This is a genomic window from Thiobacillus thiophilus (assembly GCF_055378705.1).
Genome location: NZ_AP042404.1, coordinates 677,785 through 699,798, shown reverse-complemented (window position 1 = coordinate 699,798; position 22,014 = coordinate 677,785). Strand labels below are relative to the sequence as shown.

Sequence of the window (22,014 nt, the reverse complement as noted above, 5' to 3'; positions counted from 1 at the left end):
ACGCCCACCATGAATTTCACCCAATTCCTGCTGATCCTGAACGCCCGCAAGTGGATCATCCTTGGCGTGCTGCTGCTCACCGTTGCCGTCACCACAGTGGTGAGCCTGCTGTTGCCCAAGGAATATACCGCCACCACCTCGTTGATCATCGATTCCAAAAGCAAGGACCCGTTTACCGGCCAGTTGCTGCCGTCGCAGATGTTCCCCGGCTACATGGCCACCCAGGTCGAGGTCATCCAGAGCTCGAATGTCGCGCAGAAAGTGGTGCGTGACCTCAAGCTGGCGGACAGCCCCGGCACCCGCGAGCAGTTCATCGAGGCGACCCAAGGCGAAGGCGATATCAACCAATGGCTGAGCGATTTGCTGCTGCAGAAACTGGACGTCGAGCCTTCGCGCGAGTCCAGCGTGATCAACATCGCATTTACGGCAACCGACCCGCGTTTTGCTGCGGCGATGGCCAACGCCTTCGCCAAAACCTACATCGAAACCAGCCTGGAGCTTCGGCTTGCGCCCCTGAAACAAACCGCCGCCTGGTTCGACCAGCAGATCGTCCAGCTGCGCGAGAAACTCGACCAGGCGCAGCAGAACCTCAACGCCTATCAGCGCGAAAAGGGCATCGTCGAATCCGAAGAGCGGTTCGATGTCGAAACCCGCCGCATGGCCGATCTGGCCGGGCAGATGGTGGCCGCGCAATCGGCCTCGTACGATGCCAGCTCGCGCACCCGCGACAGCGCCAGCCTGCCTGAAGTCATCAACAACCCGGTGGTGCAGGGCCTCAAGGCGCAAGTGGCGCAAGGCGAAGGCAATCTGGCCGAGCTGGCCAATCGCGTCGGCGCCAACCATCCCGACTTCATCCGCCTGCAGGCCGAAGTGAACAGCTACAAGGCCAAGCTCGCCAACGAACTCAACATCGCTACGCGCGGTGTCGGTGCCACCGCCGACGCCGCCCGCCAGCGCTTCAACGAACTTTCCGCCGCGTTCGAACGGCAAAAGGCCAAAGTTTTGGAAATGAAGCAGCAGCGTGAAGAAGGCACCCTGCTGGCGCGCGATCTGGAAAACGCCCAGCGCATCTACGACTCCGCCCTGCAGCGCTACGGCCAGAGCCACATGGAAGCGCAGTCCACCCAGACCGATGCCACCGTGCTGAATCCGGCCGCTCCCCCGACCAAGCATTCCAAGCCACGCGTCTTCCTCAACATCCTGTTGTCGGTATTCCTCGGCAGCCTGCTCGGCGTCGGCATCGGCTTCCTGGTCGAACTGCTGGATCGCCGCGTGCGCTCCGGTCAGGACATCGCCGCCTGGCTGGGAATTCCCGTGCTGGCCGAGGTCGGCAGAAAAGGCCGTCGCCTCGAAGCCCTGCGCCGCCTGTTCCGCCGCAACCGCCCGGCGGTCGCCTGAGCGTCATGCGCCGGACCGTAGCCTTATTAGTTTGTCATCGCGAGGAGCGTAGCGACGTGGCGATCCAGAAATGTCCGGTCAGCCAAGGCGCTGGATTGCCGCGCTTCGCTCGCAATGACCGTGTCGTAGGTTGGGCTGCAAAGCCCAACACATCACACACATGCCATTCATTCCCGACGGGTACAGACCACACCGTATTTTGTTGGGCTTTGCAGCCCAACCTACAACCACTGCTACCAGAACACCCGCACCCCACTCCGCATAAGCCGAGGTTCACATGAATTCATTCTCAAGCACCCACGAGCCCAGCAGCCTCGCCGAGACGACCTCCAGCATCCGTGTCGACTCTAACATCGGCAAGCTGCTGCAGGATGCCGGCAAGCTCAAGCTGCAGGACATGGAGCGTGTGCTCAAGCTGCAGCAGGAACAGAACCTGCGCTTTGGCGAGGCCGCGCTCAAGCTTGGCCTGGTGACCGAGGCCGACATCCAGCAGGCGCTGTCGCACCAGTTCGAATACCCCTACATTCCCGCCTCGGAAGCGAGCCTCAGCCCCGAGCTCACCGCCGCCACCGACCCCTACAGCAAGGAAGCCGAAGCGCTGCGTTCGGTGCGTTCCGAACTGCTGATGCGCTGGTTCCACGATGGCCATAAAACTCTGGCGGTCGGCAGCGCGCGCGCCGACGAAGGCGCAAGCTACCTGGCCGCCAACCTGGCCGTGCTGTTTGCACAAATGGGCCGCAAGGTGCTGCTGATCGACGCCAACATGCGGCAGCCGCGGCAGCAAGATATCTTCAACCTGGGCAGCGGCATGGGGCTGTCCGACATCCTGGCCGAGCGCGTGCCCTCGCTGCAGGTGCGCACGGTCAAGTCGTTTCCCACCTTGACCGTGTTGCCCGCCGGCTCGCCGCCGCCCAACCCGGCCGAACTGCTGGCGCGCCCGTCGTTCGGCGCGCTGCTTTCCGGCCTGGAAACCAGCTACGACATCATCCTGCTGGACACCGCGCCGTCGCAGCTTAGCTCGGACTTCCAGCCGGTTGCAGCGCGCGCCGGCGGCATGCTGCTCGCCGCCCGCCGCAACGTCAGCCGCCTGGCCCCGCTGGCCGAGCTGAAAGAAAAAATCACCCTCACCGGCGCACAGGTTGTGGGCGCCGTCGTCCTGGACTGAGCGATTGAGGTTTTCTGCGACCATGATATTTTCGCCTATCAGGTTTCCCATCGCACCGGGTTGTCATTGCGAGCGAAGCGAAGCAATCCAGTCGTGCGATCCCACTCAGGCTGGGTTGCTTCGGCTATGCCTCGCAATGACAGCAAGAATGCATCCTGTTTTCCGGACTCATCGATAATGAACACGCTTGCCCCCCGTGCTTCTGTGCTCGACGCCCTGGCCCCCCTCAAAATCTGGTGGCCGATCATCATCGGCCTGCTGGTGCTGTACGTGCCCACCTACTGGATGCTGGCGCATGGAATCTGGAACTCCGAGGAGCAAGCCCACGGCCCTATCGTACTGGTGGTCACCCTGTTCCTCATCTGGCAGCAGCGCGCCGTGTTCATGGCCGACTTCATGGTCGACGCCGCCAAGCCCTCGGGCGTCGAAACCTCCGTCGGCTGGACCCTGCTCGTCGTCGGCCTGCTGGCCTACGCGCTGGGCCGTTCGCAGGACATCCTGCTGTTCGAAGTCGGCTCGCAGATTCCCGTCATCCTCGGCATGCTGCTCATCACCCTGGGCATGCGCGCCGCGCGCGCCCTGTGGTTCGCCCTGTTCTTCCTTATCTTCATCGTCCCGCTGCCCGGCTTCATTGTCGACGCCGCCACCGGCCCCCTCAAGCAATACATCTCGGTCATCGCCGAACAGATTCTGTACGCCGCCGGCTACCCCATCGCGCGCAGCGGCGTCATCCTCCTCACCGTCGGCCAATACCAGCTGCTGGTGGCCGACGCCTGCTCCGGCCTGCACTCCATGTTCAGCCTGTCCGCTATGGGCCTGCTCTACCTGTACCTGATGCAGCACACCAGCACCGCGCGCAACCTCCTCATCATGGCCGCCATCCTGCCGATCGCCTTTGCCGCCAACGTCGTCCGCGTCATGGTCCTGATCCTCGTCACCTACCACCTGGGCGACGAGGCGGGGCAGGGCTTCCTGCACGACTTTGCCGGCATCATGCTGTTCGTCATCGGCCTGCTGTTCCTGTTCCTGCTCGACTGGGTGCTCGGCTTCATCTTCCCCGACCGTGCGCGTGCCCGTGCGACCGGAGGCAAGCCATGAAACTCATCAGCTTCAAACACTTCGTCATCGGCGTCTGCATGTTTGCTGCGGCCGGCATGGCGCTGGCGCTCAAGCCCACAACCAAAATCGCCGACGCCGGCCCCGCGGTCGATCTGGAAGTGCTGATCCCCAAAACATTCGGCGACTGGAAAATCGATGCGACTATCGTGCCGCTGATCGCAAACCCCGAGCAGGAGGCGTTGATCAACAAGATTTACAACCAGACCCTGACCCGTACCTACGTCAACTCGCGCAACGAACGCATCATGCTGTCGATCGCCTACGGCGGCGATCAGTCCGACAATATGGCGGTGCACAAACCGGAGGTCTGCTATCCCGCCCAAGGGTTCCAGATTCTCAGGAGCCCCACCGTCAGTACCTTTACTAGTGTAGATGGCAGCATTCCCGTTAAGCGGCTGGTGGCAACGCAGGGACAACGCATCGAGCCGATTACCTACTGGACGACCGTTGGCGATACCGTTGCTATTAGTGGTACGAAGTGGAAGCTGCAGCAACTGAAATACGGCCTTACGGGCAAAATACCCGACGGGCTGTTGTTCAGGATTTCGAGCATTCAGGCCGACGATGCCAAGGCCTATCAAACCCAGGATGCATTCGCGCGCGACATGCTCAAGGCGATGTCGCCCGAAGGCCGGCAGCGCATCATCGGCAACCTGACCCCGGCCACCTGAAAATTGGCACAGCGTCCCACATCCCAATTCATAACAACGAAAACACCATGACCAAAAAAGCCCTCATCACCGGCGTTACCGGCCAGGACGGCGCCTATCTTGCCGAATTTCTGCTGGAAAAAGGCTATGAAGTCCACGGCATCAAGCGCCGCACCTCGCTGTTCAACACCGACCGCATCGACCACCTGTATGAAGGCCCGGAAGTCAAAACACGGCGCTTCGTGTTGCATCACGGCGACCTCACCGATTCGTCCAGCCTGATCCGCATCATCCAGCAGGTGCAGCCCGACGAAATCTACAACCTCGCCGCACAAAGCCACGTCGCCGTCAGCTTCGAAGAACCCGAATACACTGCCAACTCCGACGCCCTCGGCGCGTTGCGCATCCTCGAAGCCATCCGCATCCTCGGCCTCGAAAAGAAAACCCGCTTCTACCAGGCGTCCACCAGCGAACTCTTCGGTCTCGTCCAGGAAACCCCGCAGAAGGAAACCACCCCCTTCTATCCGCGCAGCCCCTACGCCGTCGCCAAGCTCTACGCCTACTGGATCACCGTCAACTACCGCGAAGCCTACGGTATGTATGCCTGCAACGGCATCCTCTTCAACCACGAATCCCCCGTGCGCGGCGAAACCTTCGTCACCCGCAAGATCACCCGCGCGCTCGCCCGGATCAAGCTCGGCCTGCAGGATTGCCTCTTCCTCGGCAACATGGACGCCAAGCGCGACTGGGGCCACGCCAAGGACTACGTCGAAATGCAGTGGCTGATGCTGCAGCAGGACCAGGCCGAAGACTTCGTCATCGCCACCGGCGTGCAGTATTCGGTCCGGGACTTCGTCAACGCCGCCGCCAAAGAGCTCGGCATGAACATCCGCTGGGAAGGGCAGGGCGTAGAAGAAAAGGGCTACGACGCCCACGGCAAATGCATCGTCGCCGTCGATCCCCGCTACTTCCGCCCCACCGAAGTCGAAACCCTGCTCGGCGACCCCAGCAAAGCCAAGAACAAGCTCGGCTGGACCCCGAAGATCAGCTTCGACGAACTGGTGGCTGAGATGGTGCGCGAAGATTTGAAAGCCGCCGAGCGCGACGAACTGGTGAAGAAGCACGGTTACAAGACCATGGATTATCACGAGTGATCCATGAATAAACCAAGCAGTCTTGTTCCGGAGGAGATTGCCCAGCGCATTCACCTTGTGCGTGGGCACAAGATTATGCTGGATGCTGATCTGGCTTCCCTATACAGCGTCGAGACTCGTGTTCTGGTGCAGGCGGTCAAACGCAATTCCCGGCGCTTCCCGCCCGACTTCATGTTTCAGTTGACGGATGAGGAATGGACGGCTTTGAGATCACAATTTGTGACCTCAAAGGGTCGAGGTGGCCGTCGCTACGCACCGTATGTCTTTACCGAGCATGGTGCACTGATGCTTTCCAGCGTGCTGAATTCTGAAACAGCTGCCGATGTTGGCATTCTCGTAGTACGCACCTTCGTCAAGCTCCGTGAAATGCTCTCCACTCATAAGGAGCTGGCAGCTAAGCTCGAAGCCCTTGAGAGAAAAGTCGGTAGCCATGACCAAGCGATTGCCGGGCTTATTGATGCAATCCGGCAACTTATGACCCCGCCTGAGCAAAGCAAGCGCCCCATCGGTTTTATCACCAGCGATACCACTGGAAAGGCAAAAAAATGAAAGCTGGAGACAAGATTTATGTCGCCGGCCACCGCGGTCTCGTCGGCACCGCACTCATGCACAACCTCGCTGCCCGTGGCTTCGACAATTTCGTCACCCGTACCCACGCCGAGCTCGACCTCACCAGCCAGGCCGCGGTCGAAGCCTTCTTCGCCGCCGAGAAACCCGACTACGTCTTTCTCGCCGCAGCCAGGGTCGGCGGCATCCACGCCAACAATACCTACCCTGCTGAATTCATCCGTGACAACCTCGCCATCCAGACCAACATCATCCACGCTGCGTATAAGAACAACGTCAGGCGCCTGTTGTTTCTCGGCTCCAGCTGTATCTACCCCAAGCTGGCGCCGCAGCCGATGAAGGAAGAGCACCTGCTCACCGGCGAGCTTGAACCCACCGACCGCCCCTATGCCCTGGCCAAGATTGCCGGCATCGAAATGTGCTGGAGCTACAACCGGCAATACAAAACCCAGTATCTCGCTGTCATGCCGACCAATCTGTACGGCCCAGGCGACAACTACCACCCGGAAAACTCCCACGTCATCCCCGCACTGATCCGCCGCTTCCACGAAGCGAAGCTGGCGAATGCGCCGAGCGTCACGGTTTGGGGCAGCGGTACACCTAAACGCGAATTCCTCTACAGCGAAGACATGGCCGATGCCTGCGTCCACCCGGGAAACCAACCGCCTGGATATCGAACTGTACGATTGGGTGACTGCGCGGTTCAATCAACTGGCCCATCAACACCGTGATGAGCTCTCAGCAAGGCTGCAACGACTGTCACGGGTCAACAGGCTCGACCAGCCCGTCATGGGCGTGGTTGACGGGTTCAAACGTTCTGTTTTCAGCAATGGCGCGCATTGACGATATGCTGAATTTCCCTGAAACAGTCGAGCGGAGCAGGCCATGAGTGCATTTCAGATCGCGTTCATGACGGGTCTGATTCTAGTGCCGCTGGTGCTGGGCTTCACCATCGTCAGCTCGGCGGTATTGGGCGGAAGATATTTAAAGTATCTCGTATACATCTACCTCCTGGTGCTCATCGTATTCACCGGTTCGACCTACGGGATAGTCAGCGATGAATTGACCAGGACGATTTACGGTCGAGGCGCCGGTAAGACTTATTTCGGCTTCGTCAACCTGTACCTCTGGTGGCTGGCACTGACAGTCTTTTTCCATTCTCTATGGACCCGGAGCGCGGCGCCCCAGGCCGCCATCCGGAAATATCTGTTTGCGTATGTCGTACTGTTCGCCGGGCATGTCGTCGTGGGCCTTTTCCACGAGATCCCTTTCTTTCTGATCGTCTCGAAATCCGGCGTCCTGTACCTGATCAACATGGCTGTATTCGTTTATGTCATGTTGCGGGTCTTCCGTGGCGAGCGGCAAGTCAATGAACTGGTCACCCTCATGCTCGTGTGCATTGTTGCGGTCGAACTGTGGGGCCTGTTCCGCTTTGCCTTTCTGGGCGGTGACCCGGCCAACTTCTATCAAAACGTGCAGCAGATTGCCGTCAAGCTCACCTTCTTCGATATCAATTACAGCATTCTGGCGGCCATTGCAGGTTTCCTGGCGGCTTGGAGGCTGGTCGAGTGCGAGACCGGCCTCGACACCCGTGCAAAATGGTTCTACTGGCTGGTCGTCGTCGCCTCCCTCTTCACCATCCTGTTCTCGTATCGCCGCACGGCCTGGCTGGGCTTGCTGCTCATGGGGCTGGTGTTTGTCCTCCTGCATCGCAAGCGCATCAATTTCCTGGTGTTCACTCCAGTGGTCATTGCAGTTCTGGTCACGCTCGCGTTCGGCTGGGCCCAACGCTATGAGGGGGGGGGGCATGCGGGATTGATCGCGATGATGTTCCCGGAGGCGACCGTCGGCGGAAGCCTGTCGCTGGAGTCGAGGCGCCTGTATGAACTGAAACTGGCGATGAGCACCATTTATCAGAATATCTTCCTCGGCGTCGGCTCCTGGGGGGAATATGCTTACTCCCGCGACCCGAGCGTGGCCTTCCACCGCGGCTATTTCAGTTTCATGCACAGCGGGTTTCTGCATGTCTGGCTCAAGACCGGACTGATCGGGCTGGTGCTGTTCGTGGCGGTGCTGCTGACGTCCGCCAAGGATGCCATCAAGGCCCAATACACCATGCAGTCGCCGCGCTGGCGCGCCCTTGCGGCCACAGGCCTGGCCGGGCTGTTGATGTTCATGCCGACGCTCGCGTTCGGCACCCCCGTCATCGAATACCGAACCATGCAACTGCTGGGCCTGGTGCTGGTCCTGCCTTATCTGGCCATGTCGGCTGCCGCGGCGCACAAGGCGGCATGATATGAAGCGGGCCGAGGTCATGCGCAACTCCTTTGCCAACTTCCTGGGAGGGGCGCTTCCGGCACTGGTCACGATTGTGACGCTGCCGATCATCGTGTCCGGCCTTGGCGAGGACGCCTACGGCATCTTCGCCCTCATCGTGGCCATCGTCGGCTACTTTGCCATCATCGATATCAACATCACCGCGGGTTCGGTGAAATATCTGGCCGAGTATCACGCCAAGGCGGACAAGGCAAAGATCAACCAGGTGGTTTCGCTGGGCACGGCGATCTACGTCGGCATTGGTTTGATCGGTGGAATAGTCATCGTGGCTGCGGCGCCCTGGCTGGTGGGTCATGTGTTCAAGGTGCCGCCCGCTTTGCACGAAATGGCGACCGACGCCATGCGCATCGGCGGCGTCGGCTTCCTGCTCAGCCAGCTCCAGCTATACCTGCAAAGCATTCCCCAAAGCCTGGGCCGCTACGACATATCGGCAAGATTCGAGGCAGGCTTCGGCATGCTCATTCCTCTTCTTACCGTGGTCGTGGTCGTGCTGGGGGGGGATCTGGTGGCGGTGGTCATGCTGCGGGTGGTTACAAGCGTTCTCAACGTCGGGTTGCTCTGGCACCGGATACGCAAATTGCTTCCCGAATATCGATGGCTTGCACCACGGGCCGAGATCACGCGCACCGTTCTGAGCTTCAGCGGCTTTGCCTACCTGCAACGCATTGCCGCGGTCACCTACGCGCAGGCGGACAAACTGATCGTCGGCGCCCTGGCAGGCATGCAGTGGCTGACCTTCTACGTCGTGGCCTACACACTGGTGAGCCGCGTTTTCAACCTGACGTTCCGCATCAGCGCGGTGATGTTTCCGGCATCCAGCACCCTGGCAGCCCGGGACGAAATCGATCGGCTGCGCAGGCTTTACCTGGTGGCTGTCCGCTATACCGTGTTTCTCAATGGCGCGATCATGATTCTCCTGGTCGTCCTGGCCGATTCGCTGTTAACGGTTTGGATGGGGGAGGATTTCGCCCGGCGTAGCGCCACCGTGCTCGCCCTGCTGGCGATGGCGACATTCGTGGATTCCCTGACCAATCTGCCCTCGATGATCAACGACGGACTGGGCCATCCCAAGGTCACGGGCTTGTTTGCCGTCACCCGCGCCATTCTGGGGGCGAGTCTGGCCTATGTGATGGTCGGGCAATGGGGCATATTGGGTGCGGCCGTCAGCCAACTCGTGGCTGCATTGTTGATAGCCCCGGGTTTCCTGATCTATGCCCATGGCAGAACCATACCGATAACGCTTACCGAACTGTTCCTGCAGGGTTACCTGTCCGTCCTGACGAGCATCGTGGGGATCGGCCTGCTCGGCTGGTGGTGCAGTCACGCGTTGGGATCCGGTTTGGCAGGCAGCCTGATGACCGGCTGCGCCATGGTGGCGCTCATCGGCCTGCTGGGCTATTGGGTGGTCTTGCGGCAGGAAGAGAAGGCCACCCTGCGCAACTGGCTTCTGCGCCGGCGGCTGGCATGAGCGGCATGCGCATCCTGCTGGTTTCCGAGGACATTCCCCATCCCAAGCTGGGCGGCCTGGGCAAGCATGCCGTCGCCCTGGGCAACGCCCTGATCGCGGCGGGGCATCAGGTCGATCTGTTCGGCAACAACCATTGGCCTTACGAGGACCAGGCCGGCGATGTGGCCTTTCAGGGACGGTTTTTCCCGGCGCTCAACGTCAAGCATGCCCACTGGAAGGAAAAGCAGCTCGGCTTCTTCAACTATTACCGCCGCGCCTTTCTTGCCCGCCGCTTCGCCCGCGCCATCCTCAAGGTGGCCGACCGCTACGACGTCATCCACTACCACGGCCACCTGCCCATCGTGGCCAACTACATTCCGGCGCACGTCAATTTCGTGCAGACGCGTCACGACCAGGGCAGCGACTGCCTGACCCATACCCGTTTCCGCAACGGCGACGTGTGCCGCGAGACCGATCCACGTGTCTGCGCAGGGTGTGCAACCGCCCATCCCAACCTGATCCAGCGCACATTGTCCGCGGCCAGCGTCAGGCGCTGGCGGGCCGCGGTCAAGCAGGCCTTCGTTCGCCACAAGGTCATCTTCGTGTCGCGGTTCCTGCGCGACAACCTCGCCCGCGCTCTGGGGCCGCTGAATGGGACCCAATCGCATGTGGTGCATAACTTCATCGACCGCCGGGTGCTTGCTGCGGCGCTGGCCGGAAGCGACGGCAGACCGGCCAAGCCTGATATCTTTATCGCCGCACGGGTGGACGTTGCGAAGGGCGTGGGCGTCTTCCTGGCCGCGCTGGAGGGGCGTCTGCCGCCCGGGCGGCGGGTGACCGTGGCCGGCGACGGGCCGGATCTGGACCATCTGCGGCAGCGCTTTGCCGGCAACTGGGTCGAATTCCTCGGCTGGACGCCTTACAGCGTAGTGGTGCGCCTGACCCAGGGGGCGAGGGTGGCGGTGGTGCCCTCGGTGTGGGAGGAGCCTTTTGGGCAAACGACGCTTGAAGCGCTTATTCTCGGCCGGCCGGTGCTCACGCTAGCGCGGGGCGGCACGCCGGAGTTGAAGGCCTATGAACAGTATCTCGGGCAATTGAGCCTTTTTGACAATATGAAAGCACTGGTGGAGGCATTGCCTGATACGGTTGAGAGGCCGGTCGCAGGGCTTGCAGAGGAAGTTGCCGGCGATGTTCGTGCATGTCTGGCCGAAGTGGAAGCGGTTTATCGTCATGGGCGGTCGCAATGAACAGTACGACATTTGAACACGTCAGCTCGGGCGTTGCCGATATCCGTCGCCTAGAGCGCAGGGTCGATGGCGTGCGATGCCTCTTTTCGGACTAGCGTGGAGAACATCTTGCCTCATATTCTGATTATGTACCGGAATAAATTCACTGATACACATTACTAAATTCTCAGACTTGAGAAGTTTGCAGAACACGAATTAAGAAAGGCTGGTAATGGCAATGAAAATGATTAACGTTGGATGTGGGAATGTATTTCATTCCAGCTGGGTAAACATTGACATTGTTTCAAGATTCCCTGAAGTAACTGAACACGATCTTACCCAAGGGCTACCCTTCGATGATAAATCTATCGATGTCTGTTACTCATCTCATGTGCTAGAACATTTGAGAAAAAACGAGGCTGATTATTTTGTTTCTGAGTGTAAGCGTGTATTGAAGGCTGGTGGAGTGCTACGTCTAGTGGTGCCTGATCTCGAAGCCATATGCAGAAATTATTTGAGATATCTCGATGAATTGGTTGTAACAAACCACGATCACGAGTTCAGGTATGACTATACGATTCTTGAAATGTATGATCAATTGACAAGAGAGACGCCTGGTGGGGAACTAGGTGCTTTATGGTCATCTGAAAAGATTCAGGATTTGGCTTTTGTTCGATCGCGAGGCGGATTAGATGCGATTGAGGCAATTGAATCCAGCAAGGGGATGCATGGAAAAAAGCAAATAAACAACACGAGGATGACTTCATATACAGGAAAGATAAGGCGGATTACAAAGAAACTCAGAACCAAAGCCGTGGAGTTGTCAATCAGATTAATTATGGGAAAAGGTGCACTTCAATCATTTAGGCAAGGCATGTTCAGAAACTCCGGGGAAATACACCGTGTTATGTATGACAGATATAGCTTGGCGCGTTTTCTCAAAAGCCATGGGTTCTCGGAGATCAATTTAGTACAGGCGCATCAAAGCCAGATTGTCTTATTTAATACGTATCTACTTGATACAGTAGATGGCGTGCCCAGAAAGCCTGATTCAATTTACATTGAGGCCGTACGTGGGAATTAATTTGATATTTGATGACGGTTTCAAACTCTTGGTTGGTTCGTTTAAAGTCAATCTGGCGTCTACATGAAACCTCTGGTTACCGTCATCACCGTCTGCTACAACGCGGCCGGCACCATTGCCGCGACGCTGGATTCCGTGCGCGCCCAGACCTGGCGCCCGCTGGAAAGCGTGGTGGTGGATGGCGGCTCCAAAGACGGCACCCAGGATATCGTGAAAGGCTATGCCGACATCACCGGCACGATGGTCTCCGGGCCGGATAGGGGCGTCTACGACGCCATGAACAAGGGCATCGACCTGGCGCGGGGCGAGATCATCCACTTCCTGAATGCCGACGACAGCTTTGTGGACGCGGGGGTGGTCGAGGCTGCGCTGGCTGTTTTCATGGCCGATCCGGCAATCGATCTGGTGTACGGTGATGCAGTCTATCGAACCGCAGAGGGTGCCTTCCTCCGCCGGTTCAAGCGGGTGAATGCGCGCAATCTGCTGTACGGCGATCTGTGCCATCAGGTGGTGTTCGCACGCAAGCGCGTGTTCGAACGCTTTGGCCGGTTCAATCTGGAATACCGCATCAATGCCGATTACGACTGGATGCTGCGGGTATTCCGGGGGGGCGCCCAGGTGCGTTATCTGCCGCGCGCCATCGTCAATTACGACACGGGCGGACTCAGTGCGGCAAACCTCGGCCTTACCCGTGCAGAACGGATGCGGGTGCGGCTGCAGTTCACCAATCAGCCGGCATACCGGATCGGGGAATTGGGCTATCGGCTGCGGCGCAAAGTGCTGGCCCGGCTTGGTCACCCGGAATTCACGTCCTATGCGGGTTCCTGAGTGTATCCAGCCTGCCGGGTGGATGAAGGGTTTTCTCCTTCTTCTCACCACGGTTGCTTGCGGGATCGGACTACCTGCGCAGTGTGCCACCGCTTATTTCGTGGATGCACAAGCAGGCAACGACACATGGTCAGGCCAGCGAGAAGACGCCTCTGCTGACGACGGGCCATGGCGCAGCCTGCGCCGTGTCGGCACCGCGCCGCTGGAACCTGGAGACACAATCCATCTCAAGTGCGGCAGTGTCTGGCGCGAGACGCTTGCCCTGACCCGTGGCGGTGCGGCGGAGCGGCCGATTGTCGTCAGGCCGTACGGAAAGGGCTGTGAGGCGGAAGGCGACCCCGTGATCGACGCAGCGGTGCCGCTGACCGGCTGGCGCCATGTGGGTGGGAGCATCTATGCCGCAAAGGTGGATTTCGACGTTGCGGATTTGTATGTCGACGGCCACTACCTGCCGCCAGCGCGCTATCCCCGCACAGGCTGGCTACGTGCCGCGCAATTGTCGGGGCCCTCGGCCAAAACGATCCACGACCCCGGACTGGAGTCCATTCGCAACCGGGGTTTGGCGGGCGGGAAGCTGCGTGTGCGCAGTGTGGACTGGCTCATCGAAGAGCGCCTGGTTGCCAGGCTGGAGGATGGTGGAAGGCTCGAACTGGTCAAGGCGGCGGAATTTCCTGTCCGGCCAGGCGCAGGCTATTACCTTTTAGGGCTGCCCTGGATGCTGTCCTATCCGGGGGCGTGGGTGTATGACGCAAGCGCTGGCGAAGTGCTGGTATGGCTGCCGGATAGCAGCTCGCCAGGCGGGCATTTGGTTGAGGCGCCGCGATACAGCCACGGTTTGACGATTGCGGGCGCAGAGTACGTCAATGTGGAAAACCTGCGGCTGCGTCATTCCAGACTGTCGGGGGTGCTGGTTGAGAACAGCCATGAAATAAACCTTCGGGGATTAAGCGTGCTCGATTCCGGGCAAAACGGCATCAGTATCGAGGGTAGCCAGGCCACAAGGGTGTTGGACAGCGCGATTGGGCGCAGCCAGTGGAATGGCATTGTGGCGGTGAGATCCACCGGCATCACTATCAGAGGCAATACCGTTGTGGACAGCAGCATGGTGGGTTCGCCCTCACCCAGCCCGGCAGCGATCAACATGGGCCTGGCAAGCTGGGTTCTGGTGGAGGCCAATACGATCCGGAACTCGGGTTATATCGGTATTCGTTTCAAACGCAGGGCAAAGATATTGAACAACACCATTGTTGACAGCTGCCAGGTATTGGACGATTGCGGAGCGATTTATGTGTGGGCCGACGATGATCCCGTCCCGGACCTGATGAGCGAGGTGGTGGGCAATCTGGTCGACGGGACGCGCCCCAGCGATGCCGATACACCTTATCCGTCCTATTCCTCCGGCATCTATCTGGACGACCTGACTAACGGCGTGAAGGTTACGGGCAATACCGTGACCAACGCCGATAGCGGGGTGCACATACACAATGGCTTCAACCTGGATGTGGAATCCAACGCACTCAAGAACAATCGCCGCAACCAAGTCTACCTGAGCATGGGGCATATCCGCGTCCCGGGGGAGCGGCTCACGAACAACAGGTTCTCGGAGAATACCTTCCAGTTTGATGCCATCAGTATCGGGGTGCAGACTCAGACCGACTATCCGGGGGTGCGCCACGCCGAGTTCGACAACAACCGCTATATGGCCAAGGGTTCGCGCGGGATCGCGTTCGAAGCGCCGCGACCGGGGGGGGAGAGCAAGCAGTTGCCCAGGATTTACAGTCTGGAGAGATGGCGTAGCGAAAGGCAGCAGGAAATGCACGGTGCGTTTACGGCCCTGCAAGACACAAGCAGCGCAGCGTATCCGGCGACCCTGCTTGATTCGGATTTCAGCCACGACGTCCAGGGCTGGAACGCCTGGTCACCGGACGGGGCGGGCACGCTCCTTTGGCGTCCAGCCTGCCCCGGCACCCAACAGGGCTGCCTGGAAATGGATCCGAAATCCGGTGTCTTGCTGGCGATCGGCAAACGGGTTCAAACCGGGCCTGGCAGGCGTTGCGAGCTCCGCATCAGGGCGAGGACGGATGCCGTGGACAACCCGGTTCAGGTTCGCCTGCGTCGCAACAAGCCGCCCTTCTCGTCGGCCGGATTGTTTGCCCAGTCAATGGTCACGAATGTCTGGAATGACCTGATTTTCAGATTTACCACCAGCAAGGATTGGCAAGGCCACAGCCAGATCGAGTTGAAGGCCACGGACGGGCGTCCGGTGCAGCTGGGCCGGGCCAGCTTACGCTGCCGCTAGTTGGCTGCCCCTTGTTGGAATTATGTACATGACACAAAACGAACAGCTGATCGGCCATCCCAATGCCTGATATGCGCAAAATTTTCATTGTGTGTTTTACCGGGGACTCCGGGATCACCCATTATTCGATCTCCCTGGCGCGGGAGCTGGCCGCATCGGCTGATGTGACATTTGTGACCGCACGCATTTATCACGATCAGGACTACCCTCCGGAAAATTTCCATGTTGTGCCCATGTTCCGGCGCAGCCGTTGGTATCCGCTGGACGTCGTGAAACTGTTCTGGCTTATCGCCACCCAACGTCCAGCCACCGTGTTGTTTCAGTCGGTACTCAAGTCGGCCGGTGTGGAGGCAATATTGGTTCGGCTCATCCGCTTATTGGGCATCCAGACGGCCATGACAATCCATGATGTGTTGCCCCACTACCCCAAGCCCTGGAGCAGATGGACCCATGTGTTTTTGTATCGCTCCTTTAATCGCTTGATCGTCCACAGTGAGCGCAGCCGCCGTGATCTGCTTGCTCTGGGGGTAAAGCGTCCAGTGCTGGTTGTTCCACATGGGGTTTACGATATTTTCATCACGCGTCAACCGCAGCGCGAAGCGGCACGACGACGGTTGACCCCGTTTTCAGACGAGCATTTTGTGCTGCTCTTTTTTGGCAAAATTGATGTTCGGAAAGGTATTGGCGCTTTTTTGGATTTGCGTCACGCGCTGGCGGCCGAGGGTTGCCGTTTTGTTGTTGCTGGGAGGAAAGGACTTCCTCCTGAGCAGACTGAACTGATCAGGCGCCTGGATGAAGCACGGAATGCAGAGGATTGCATTGTTCATGACTACAACATTCCTTTCGCTGAAATTCAGGATTACTTTGCTTTGGCCGATGTAGTGGTCATGCCTTATCAGGAAGGAACCACCAGCGGGGTATTGAAACTAGCCCTGGCCTTCGGCAAGCCTGTTATCGCTACCGATGTGGGGGATGTTGGCGAGACCTTGCGGGCAGGTGTGGGAGTGCTTCTGCCCTCCGGCTGTTCGGCCGCGGATTTCGTAGAGGCAGTGCGGGAGGTGCGCCGCAATCTGCCGAACTACGAGACTGCGTGCAATGCGGCAAGAGAGCGTTTCGGCTGGAAAGAAATAAGTTCGAAATACGCATCCTTTCTTAACCCGGCTAGATCGTTGGTATAGGGGGGCCGGTGTGGGGGTGCGCAATCAAAAATTATCAAAAGTGGGGAAAAAAGTTCTGTTCATCGGTGATGGCGGGGAGCCTGCTGCCTTGGCAGAATGCCTTGTCGATGACGATATGCGGGTCATACCGCACGTTCACCCTCTGTCTCTGAGTCTCGGGGTGCTCGGGCGCCACCTCGGGTATTTCCGGCTCGCGCTCTTTGCGGTTAGGCATCGCAAGCAATTTGATGGCATCTTGATATGGCAGCAATTCGTGGCGCTGTATTACTGCTTGTTGAGAACTTTGATCCCAGGTGCGAGATCAACGCCCATCATTCTCTACTACATTATTTACAAAAAATCCTCGAATAAACTGGTGAACTGGGCCAAACACCAAGTCATGCGCGCGATGGTCAATTCCCGGCATATGGCGGTGGTTTATTTCATGTCACGCAGTGACTATCTCTACGAGGAAACCGATCCGAGCAAGAGGAAGTTGCTGGTTTATTGTCCCTTCAATTCGGATTACATCGAACGTAACTCAGCTCTCATTGGCACAGTTGGTCAATTCTATTTTTCCGGTGGCGCCAGCAATCGGAATTATTCCCAGATCAGGCAGTTGGCCGAGTTGATGCCGGACAGCCAATTCAGTGTGGCAGGCCTTCCTGCGGTACACAGCGTTTTCAAACCATGCCCGCCAAATGTAAAACTGCATATCGATGTGTATGGCGATGCGTTTGAAGATCTGGTTTTAAGGTCGAGAGCGGTAATTATTCCTTTGGCTGACCCGATGGTTACTTCAGGTCAGATGGTCGTGTTGGCAGCAATGCAGGCAGGCAAAGCGGTATTCATCACCCGTAACGATTTTATCGATGATTGGGTGGGGAGGGATCGGGCCGCTGGCTTCCTGTACGAGTATGAGAGCCTGGAACAGTTGACACATATTCTCCGTACGATTACCGATGCTGAACTGGCTGCAAGCGGGGAGCGGGCGCGCAAATTTTTTCTTGAGCACAATGACGAAAAGACGATCTACCGTTCTTTCGCGGAGCAGTTGCGCATTGTTTTGATGAATGGTGAAGGCAGCCCACCTTTGTCAGCGAAAAACGTATGAACATGACAATCGATCCGGGAAGCAATTTCGTGAAGTCGCAAGCAGGTCTTTGAATATGGCTCGCTTGCTTTCTCTCAATACCTACAATTACCGCCGTGGTGGTTCGGATGTGGTGTTCCTTGAACACGATGCCATGTTCCGTGCCCAAGGTTGGGATACGGCGGTGATGGCCATGCATCATCCGAAAAATGATCCTTCGCCATGGAGCCAGTTCTTTGCTGACGAGATTGAGTTCGGCCATAAGTACGGGGCGTTGGACAAACTGGCGATGGCGGGCAAGGTGATTTATTCCGGCGAAGCCAAGCGCAAGATTTCCGCATTGCTCGATAAATTCCCCACTGATGTAGCGCATGCCCACTGCATCTACCATCACCTTTCGCCCTCGGTGTTGGACGAGCTGAAGCAGCGCGGCATTCCCACGGTGATGACGGCACATGATCTGAAGCTGGCCTGCCCGGCCTACAAGATGCTGAACTGGGGGGGCGTGTGCGAGAAATGCCGCTCCGGTAATTTGCTGCATTTGATTGCCAACCGCTGCATCCGTGATTCGCTGACAGTGAGTGCATTGATCATGTTGGAGTCCGCCGTGCACAAGTCGCTAGGACTTTACCGGCGCAATCTGGACCGGGTGGTGGCGCCAAGTCTCTTCTACAAGCAGAAGCTGATGGAATGGGGCTGGCCGGAACAGCAACTGGCCTACATCCCAAACTATGTGGATGCCACTGCCTACGCGCCCCGCTACGAGTCAGGCGATTACTTTTTCTATTTTGGCCGTCTGGCGATGGAAAAAGGGGTGGCCACCTTAATCCGTGCGGCAGCACAGGCGGGCGTGAAGCTGCGCATTGCAGGCATCGGACCGGAAGGCGATGCGCTGAAAGCACTTGCGGCTGAGATGGGTGGCGACATCGAGTTTCTTGGCTTTGTGAGTGGCGATCCGTTGTGGACATGGGTGCGTGAGGCACGCGCGATCGTGTTGCCGTCAGAGTGGTACGAGAACGCACCAATGAGTGTGCTGGAGGCTTACGCTTGCGGTAAGCCGGTGATCGGAGCGCGTATTGGTGGGATTCCGGAAATGGTGAGGGAAGGGGAGACGGGGGCGTTGTTCGAGAGTGGCAATGTGGAGGAACTGACCGCTTTGCTAACACGCTTCTCCGTTATGCCGGATGCGCAAGTATCTGCCATGGGCGAAGCGGCACGGAGATACGTGGCGAGCACCTTTACGGCTGATCGTTACCTGAGGGAGATGTTGGGGCTGTATGCCAGTCTTGGCGTACAAATAGCAAGTGAGTCCAGAAAAATCAATAAAGGAGTTTGAGATGTGATTGGGTCGATTGATCTTGAATATATGCGGCATGGTCCAGGCCCAGTGCTTCGGCGTTGGGAAAGCTATTTCCTTTTTGAAGGCCGCTCTATTACAGCGAGGGCGCGCTGGCTTAATCCCATGATCTTTGCCTGGCTTAAATCTCTGGCAAATTTGCCTGGAGATCCACAGGTAAATGCACCCATCTTTATTACTGGATTGGGGCGGTCCGGAACAACCATTCTGGGTGTTCTACTTTCATTGCACAGAAATGTGGGGCATTTGAGTGAGCCCAAAGCGCTTTGGCATGTCATTGATCCGCGCCAGGATATCAATACGAACTACTCCACGACGGGGGCACGTTTCAGGCTGGATGCCGAGGATGTGACGCCAGATATCGCGCTACGTGCACGGCGGCTTTATGCACGTTACCTGAGGTGTGCCGCGGCAAGCCGGGTCGTGGACAAATATCCTGAGATGGTTTTTCGCGTGGGTTATCTGCGTGCTATTTTCCCTGATGCAAAGTTTATTTTCATCACGCGTGGCGGGTCGGATGCAGTGATTTCCGTGGTGAAGTGGTCTGAGCGTTTTGGCAGCCAGTCGGGTGCGCATAACAAGGATTGGTGGGGCCAGAACGATCAGAAATGGCATTACCTGCGTGAGCAACTGATTTTGCAGAATCCAGCTTATGAGTCGGTGTGGTCTGTGGCAAACGCTGATCTGGATGACATTAACCGGGCGGCGCTGGAGTGGATCGTGACCATGCGCGAGGGCTTGGCGCAGGAACTGCATTACCCGGATGCAGTGATTAGAATTGCCTACGAAACCTTGCTTGCTGATCCGGTAGGTGAGTTGGTGCGATTGCAGCAGCAATGTGGACTGGAGCCGGACCCGGCGGTGGCAGACTACGCGAAAAAGCGACTTTACGACAATCCAGCCAAGGGCTGGCCGGAACTGCATCCAGCAGTGGATGCATTGTTCCGCGACACGATGGCAAGACTTGGGTACGACACGCCGTGACGACAAGACATATCCGCATTCTCGGCACCCGCGGGGTGCCCGCCGCGCATGGCGGCTTCGAGACTTTTGCCGAGCATCTGGCCCCCTATCTGGTGGAACGCGGCTGGCGGGTGACGGTGTATTGCCAGGAAGACGGCACCGGCCCGGTGTTCGAGGATGAGTGGCGCGGGGTGCGGCGGGTGCGTATGCCGGTGGAAACGGGCGGTGCGGCGGGGACGGTTGTGTTCGACTGGAAATCGGCGCTGCATGCGGCGGGCGAAAAGGGTCTGGTACTGACGCTAGGTTACAGCACGGCGGTGTTCTGTGTGCTGTATCGCCTGCGTGGGCTGAAGAACGTCATCAACATGGATGGCGTGGAGTGGCGGCGGCAGAAGTGGGGCAAGGTGGCGAAGACCTGGTTTTGGCTGAACGACTGGGCGGGCTGCTTGTTGGGCAATCATCTGGTTGCCGACCATCCGGAGATCAAGAAGCATCTGGCGACGCGAGTGTCACAAAGCAAGATCACCATGATTCCCTATGGTTCGGACCGGGTGGATGACGCAGATGCCGGGTTGATCGAACCTTACGGACTGGAGTCAGGTGCTTACGCCATTTTGATTGCGCGGGCCGAGCCGGAGAATTCGATTCTGGAAGTGGTGCGGGCGTGGTCGCGCAAGCCGCGCGGCTGCAAGTTGGTGGTGCTGGGGAAATACGAGCCGGATCATGCCTATCGGCGCGCGGTTAAAGAAGCTGCGTCCGACGAAGTGGTTTTTCCTGGTGCGATTTACGATAAGGCGGTGGTGCAGGCTCTGCGGTTTCATGCCCGATTTTATGTGCATGGGCATCAGGTGGGCGGGACGAACCCTTCACTGGTGGAGGCGCTGGGCGCGGGGAACGCAGTGTTGGCGCACGATAATCCCTACAACCGCTGGGTGGCGGGAGATGGTGGGGTGTATTTCCGTGATGAGAATGGCTGTGCGCAGCAGATTGAAATGCTACTGGGAGATGCCGCCCAACTGGCGCAACTCCAGGCCGCCAGCTGGGCGCGCCATGCGGTGGGGTTCACCTGGGAGAAGGTGTTGGGGGATTATGAGAAGTTGTTGCTGGGTTGGGCGTAACGCTGTGGTCCAGTAAGTCGGCCAGTAAATTCATAAGGTTATTGCCCGCAAAACCGCGTTGTCGTTGTGGGAGCGGGCTTGCCCGCGAAACGCACCCCCGCACGCCACCGTCCCATCTCCAGCAAGCTGGCTCCAACCCCAGTGGGAGTTACCCGCAGGGGGTAGAGCGTGGTTTGTCCCCGCAAGGGGGAGGCCGTGGTTGTCCCCGCAAGGAGGAGGCCGTGAATGTAAAGCTGCTAAAGCAGCTAAAGCAGCAACATTCATGCACTAAAGCCGATGCATCGGCAACAACCACGCACAGCGTCGCTTATTGCGCACTATGCACGGGCTGCGCTACCAGACGCACGCCGAGTGCTGCACATACACGGCTAACTGTGTCAAAGCGCGGGGCACTACCGGGGCGTAATGCTTTGTAGAGGGCTTCGCGAGTGATCCCGGCCGATTTGGCTATCTCGGTCATCCCGCGAGCGCGGGCAATGTCGCCCAGTGCTGCCGCCAGTAAGCCCGCATCGTTTGCTTCCAGAATGTCGGTCAAGTAGGCGGCGATGGATGTCTCACTGTCGAGGTAAGGTGCCGCGTCGAACTCGGGAAGATCGGCTACTTTAATACGTTTATTCATGTTGGTTTCTCCTGTCAATCCAGCAATGCAGCCAGCGCTTTGGCGCGTTTTATGTCGCTCTTCTGCGTTCGCTTGGAGCCCCCGGCAAGCAACACAATGAGCTGCCCGCCGCGCTGTGTGAAGTACACGCGCCAGCCTGAGCCAACGTGTATGCGCAGCTCCGAAAGGTTTTCGCCAACCGGCTCAACGTCACCCATGAGTCCACGCTCTAATCGCTTGATCCTGGCCACAACCACGCCGCGCACCTGTGCATCGACAAGGTCATCGAGCCAGGTAGTGAATTCGGGCAGTGGTTTGATCAAGAACATGAGTGAAATGTAATCGAACGATTACTGTGCGTCAAGCGAGGGAACTCCGGGGTCAGGTCTACGAGGAACTCCGGGGTCAGGTCAGGTCTACGAGGAACTCCGGGGTCAGGTCAGGTCTACGAGGA

General features: G+C 58.4%; 19 protein-coding genes and 1 pseudogene. 18 read left to right on the top strand and 2 right to left on the bottom strand.

The window, feature by feature from the left end:
* Nucleotides 1-9 precede the first annotated feature (9 nt).
* The 18 genes and pseudogenes from epsF to ACZ41T_RS03265 all read left to right on the top strand — a co-directional run bounded on the left by epsF (nucleotide 10) and on the right by ACZ41T_RS03265 (nucleotide 20,962).
* Nucleotides 10-1,398 (top strand): chain length determinant protein EpsF, encoded by a 1,389-nt coding sequence (epsF, locus tag ACZ41T_RS03350; RefSeq protein ID WP_464923064.1) that lies wholly within the window; start codon nucleotides 10-12, stop codon nucleotides 1,396-1,398.
* Between the two features lie 277 nt (nucleotides 1,399-1,675).
* Nucleotides 1,676-2,563: a chain length determinant protein tyrosine kinase EpsG gene (gene epsG, locus ACZ41T_RS03345; protein ID WP_464923063.1), complete on the top strand. Its 888-nt coding sequence runs from the start codon at nucleotides 1,676-1,678 to the stop codon at nucleotides 2,561-2,563.
* A 177-nt stretch (nucleotides 2,564-2,740) separates the two neighbouring features.
* Nucleotides 2,741-3,661, top strand: a complete 921-nt coding sequence (gene xrtB, locus ACZ41T_RS03340; RefSeq protein ID WP_464923062.1) for an exosortase B — start codon at nucleotides 2,741-2,743, stop codon at nucleotides 3,659-3,661.
* Nucleotides 3,658-4,353 (top strand): exosortase-associated protein EpsI, B-type, encoded by a 696-nt coding sequence (epsI, locus tag ACZ41T_RS03335; protein ID WP_464923061.1) that lies wholly within the window; start codon nucleotides 3,658-3,660, stop codon nucleotides 4,351-4,353. Before xrtB ends, epsI begins: the two co-directional genes overlap by 4 nt.
* A 47-nt stretch (nucleotides 4,354-4,400) precedes the next feature.
* On the top strand, nucleotides 4,401-5,486 hold the full coding sequence (gmd, locus tag ACZ41T_RS03330) for a GDP-mannose 4,6-dehydratase (protein ID WP_464923060.1): 1,086 nt from the start codon (nucleotides 4,401-4,403) through the stop codon (nucleotides 5,484-5,486).
* Between the two features lie 3 nt (nucleotides 5,487-5,489).
* Nucleotides 5,490-6,035: an ORF6N domain-containing protein gene (locus ACZ41T_RS03325; RefSeq protein WP_464923059.1), complete on the top strand. Its 546-nt coding sequence runs from the start codon at nucleotides 5,490-5,492 to the stop codon at nucleotides 6,033-6,035.
* Nucleotides 6,032-6,718 (top strand): annotated as a pseudogene (locus tag ACZ41T_RS03320) (GDP-L-fucose synthase family protein); the annotation flags it as partial. The gene ACZ41T_RS03325 and the pseudogene ACZ41T_RS03320, both read left to right, overlap by 4 nt.
* A gap of 220 nt (nucleotides 6,719-6,938) precedes the next feature.
* Nucleotides 6,939-8,348 (top strand): O-antigen ligase family protein, encoded by a 1,410-nt coding sequence (locus ACZ41T_RS03315; protein ID WP_464923058.1) that lies wholly within the window; start codon nucleotides 6,939-6,941, stop codon nucleotides 8,346-8,348.
* A 1-nt stretch (nucleotide 8,349) separates the two neighbouring features.
* On the top strand, nucleotides 8,350-9,858 hold the full coding sequence (locus tag ACZ41T_RS03310) for an oligosaccharide flippase family protein (RefSeq protein ID WP_464923057.1): 1,509 nt from the start codon (nucleotides 8,350-8,352) through the stop codon (nucleotides 9,856-9,858).
* The gene (locus ACZ41T_RS03305; protein ID WP_464923056.1) at nucleotides 9,855-11,084 is read left to right on the top strand and encodes a glycosyltransferase family 4 protein; all 1,230 of its coding nucleotides are present in this window, start codon (nucleotides 9,855-9,857) and stop codon (nucleotides 11,082-11,084) included. The genes ACZ41T_RS03310 and ACZ41T_RS03305 overlap by 4 nt, the downstream gene beginning before the upstream one ends.
* 217 nt (nucleotides 11,085-11,301) lie before the next feature.
* A complete protein-coding gene (locus ACZ41T_RS03300; protein ID WP_464923055.1) occupies nucleotides 11,302-12,147 on the top strand; it encodes a class I SAM-dependent methyltransferase in 846 nt (281 codons plus the stop codon).
* Between the two features lie 63 nt (nucleotides 12,148-12,210).
* The gene (locus tag ACZ41T_RS03295; protein WP_464923054.1) at nucleotides 12,211-12,975 is read left to right on the top strand and encodes a glycosyltransferase family 2 protein; all 765 of its coding nucleotides are present in this window, start codon (nucleotides 12,211-12,213) and stop codon (nucleotides 12,973-12,975) included.
* 22 nt (nucleotides 12,976-12,997) lie between these two features.
* A complete protein-coding gene (locus ACZ41T_RS03290; protein ID WP_464923053.1) occupies nucleotides 12,998-15,274 on the top strand; it encodes a right-handed parallel beta-helix repeat-containing protein in 2,277 nt (758 codons plus the stop codon).
* Nucleotides 15,275-15,345: 71 nt separating this feature from the next.
* Nucleotides 15,346-16,452 carry a glycosyltransferase family 4 protein gene (locus ACZ41T_RS03285; RefSeq protein ID WP_464923052.1) on the top strand — a complete coding sequence of 369 codons (1,107 nt, stop codon included), beginning with the start codon at nucleotides 15,346-15,348 and terminating at the stop codon, nucleotides 16,450-16,452.
* Nucleotides 16,453-16,462: 10 nt separating this feature from the next.
* Nucleotides 16,463-17,545, top strand: coding sequence for a glycosyltransferase family protein (locus ACZ41T_RS03280; protein ID WP_464923051.1), 1,083 nt, complete (start codon nucleotides 16,463-16,465; stop codon nucleotides 17,543-17,545).
* A gap of 55 nt (nucleotides 17,546-17,600) precedes the next feature.
* Nucleotides 17,601-18,860, top strand: coding sequence for a glycosyltransferase family 4 protein (locus ACZ41T_RS03275; protein WP_464923050.1), 1,260 nt, complete (start codon nucleotides 17,601-17,603; stop codon nucleotides 18,858-18,860).
* Between the two features lie 126 nt (nucleotides 18,861-18,986).
* On the top strand, nucleotides 18,987-19,865 hold the full coding sequence (locus ACZ41T_RS03270; RefSeq protein ID WP_464923049.1) for a sulfotransferase family protein: 879 nt from the start codon (nucleotides 18,987-18,989) through the stop codon (nucleotides 19,863-19,865).
* Nucleotides 19,862-20,962: a DUF1972 domain-containing protein gene (locus ACZ41T_RS03265; RefSeq protein ID WP_464923048.1), complete on the top strand. Its 1,101-nt coding sequence runs from the start codon at nucleotides 19,862-19,864 to the stop codon at nucleotides 20,960-20,962. Before ACZ41T_RS03270 ends, ACZ41T_RS03265 begins: the two co-directional genes overlap by 4 nt.
* 307 nt (nucleotides 20,963-21,269) lie before the next feature.
* Here the strand turns inward: ACZ41T_RS03265 and ACZ41T_RS03260 are convergent, their stop codons facing one another.
* Nucleotides 21,270-21,581, bottom strand: coding sequence for an addiction module antidote protein (locus ACZ41T_RS03260; RefSeq protein ID WP_464923047.1), 312 nt, complete (start codon nucleotides 21,579-21,581; stop codon nucleotides 21,270-21,272).
* Between the two features lie 14 nt (nucleotides 21,582-21,595).
* Nucleotides 21,596-21,889, bottom strand: a complete 294-nt coding sequence (locus tag ACZ41T_RS03255; protein WP_464923046.1) for a type II toxin-antitoxin system RelE/ParE family toxin — start codon at nucleotides 21,887-21,889, stop codon at nucleotides 21,596-21,598.
* Nucleotides 21,890-22,014 lie beyond the last annotated feature (125 nt).

What these genes read in the sequence shown, in the direction of transcription:
- epsF (WP_464923064.1), top strand. Translation starts at nt 10, where the DNA reads ATGAATTTCACCCAATTCCTGCTGATCCTGAACGCCCGCAAGTGGATC.
- epsG (WP_464923063.1), top strand. Translation starts at nt 1,676, where the DNA reads ATGAATTCATTCTCAAGCACCCACGAGCCCAGCAGCCTCGCCGAGACG.
- xrtB (WP_464923062.1), top strand. Translation starts at nt 2,741, where the DNA reads ATGAACACGCTTGCCCCCCGTGCTTCTGTGCTCGACGCCCTGGCCCCC.
- epsI (WP_464923061.1), top strand. Translation starts at nt 3,658, where the DNA reads ATGAAACTCATCAGCTTCAAACACTTCGTCATCGGCGTCTGCATGTTT.
- gmd (WP_464923060.1), top strand. Translation starts at nt 4,401, where the DNA reads ATGACCAAAAAAGCCCTCATCACCGGCGTTACCGGCCAGGACGGCGCC.
- ACZ41T_RS03325 (WP_464923059.1), top strand. Translation starts at nt 5,490, where the DNA reads ATGAATAAACCAAGCAGTCTTGTTCCGGAGGAGATTGCCCAGCGCATT.
- ACZ41T_RS03315 (WP_464923058.1), top strand. Translation starts at nt 6,939, where the DNA reads ATGAGTGCATTTCAGATCGCGTTCATGACGGGTCTGATTCTAGTGCCG.
- ACZ41T_RS03310 (WP_464923057.1), top strand. Translation starts at nt 8,350, where the DNA reads ATGAAGCGGGCCGAGGTCATGCGCAACTCCTTTGCCAACTTCCTGGGA.
- ACZ41T_RS03305 (WP_464923056.1), top strand. Translation starts at nt 9,855, where the DNA reads ATGAGCGGCATGCGCATCCTGCTGGTTTCCGAGGACATTCCCCATCCC.
- ACZ41T_RS03300 (WP_464923055.1), top strand. Translation starts at nt 11,302, where the DNA reads ATGAAAATGATTAACGTTGGATGTGGGAATGTATTTCATTCCAGCTGG.
- ACZ41T_RS03295 (WP_464923054.1), top strand. Translation starts at nt 12,211, where the DNA reads ATGAAACCTCTGGTTACCGTCATCACCGTCTGCTACAACGCGGCCGGC.
- ACZ41T_RS03290 (WP_464923053.1), top strand. Translation starts at nt 12,998, where the DNA reads ATGAAGGGTTTTCTCCTTCTTCTCACCACGGTTGCTTGCGGGATCGGA.
- ACZ41T_RS03285 (WP_464923052.1), top strand. Translation starts at nt 15,346, where the DNA reads ATGCGCAAAATTTTCATTGTGTGTTTTACCGGGGACTCCGGGATCACC.
- ACZ41T_RS03275 (WP_464923050.1), top strand. Translation starts at nt 17,601, where the DNA reads ATGGCTCGCTTGCTTTCTCTCAATACCTACAATTACCGCCGTGGTGGT.
- ACZ41T_RS03270 (WP_464923049.1), top strand. Translation starts at nt 18,987, where the DNA reads ATGATCTTTGCCTGGCTTAAATCTCTGGCAAATTTGCCTGGAGATCCA.
- ACZ41T_RS03260 (WP_464923047.1), bottom strand. Translation starts at nt 21,581, where the DNA reads ATGAATAAACGTATTAAAGTAGCCGATCTTCCCGAGTTCGACGCGGCA.
- ACZ41T_RS03255 (WP_464923046.1), bottom strand. Translation starts at nt 21,889, where the DNA reads ATGTTCTTGATCAAACCACTGCCCGAATTCACTACCTGGCTCGATGAC.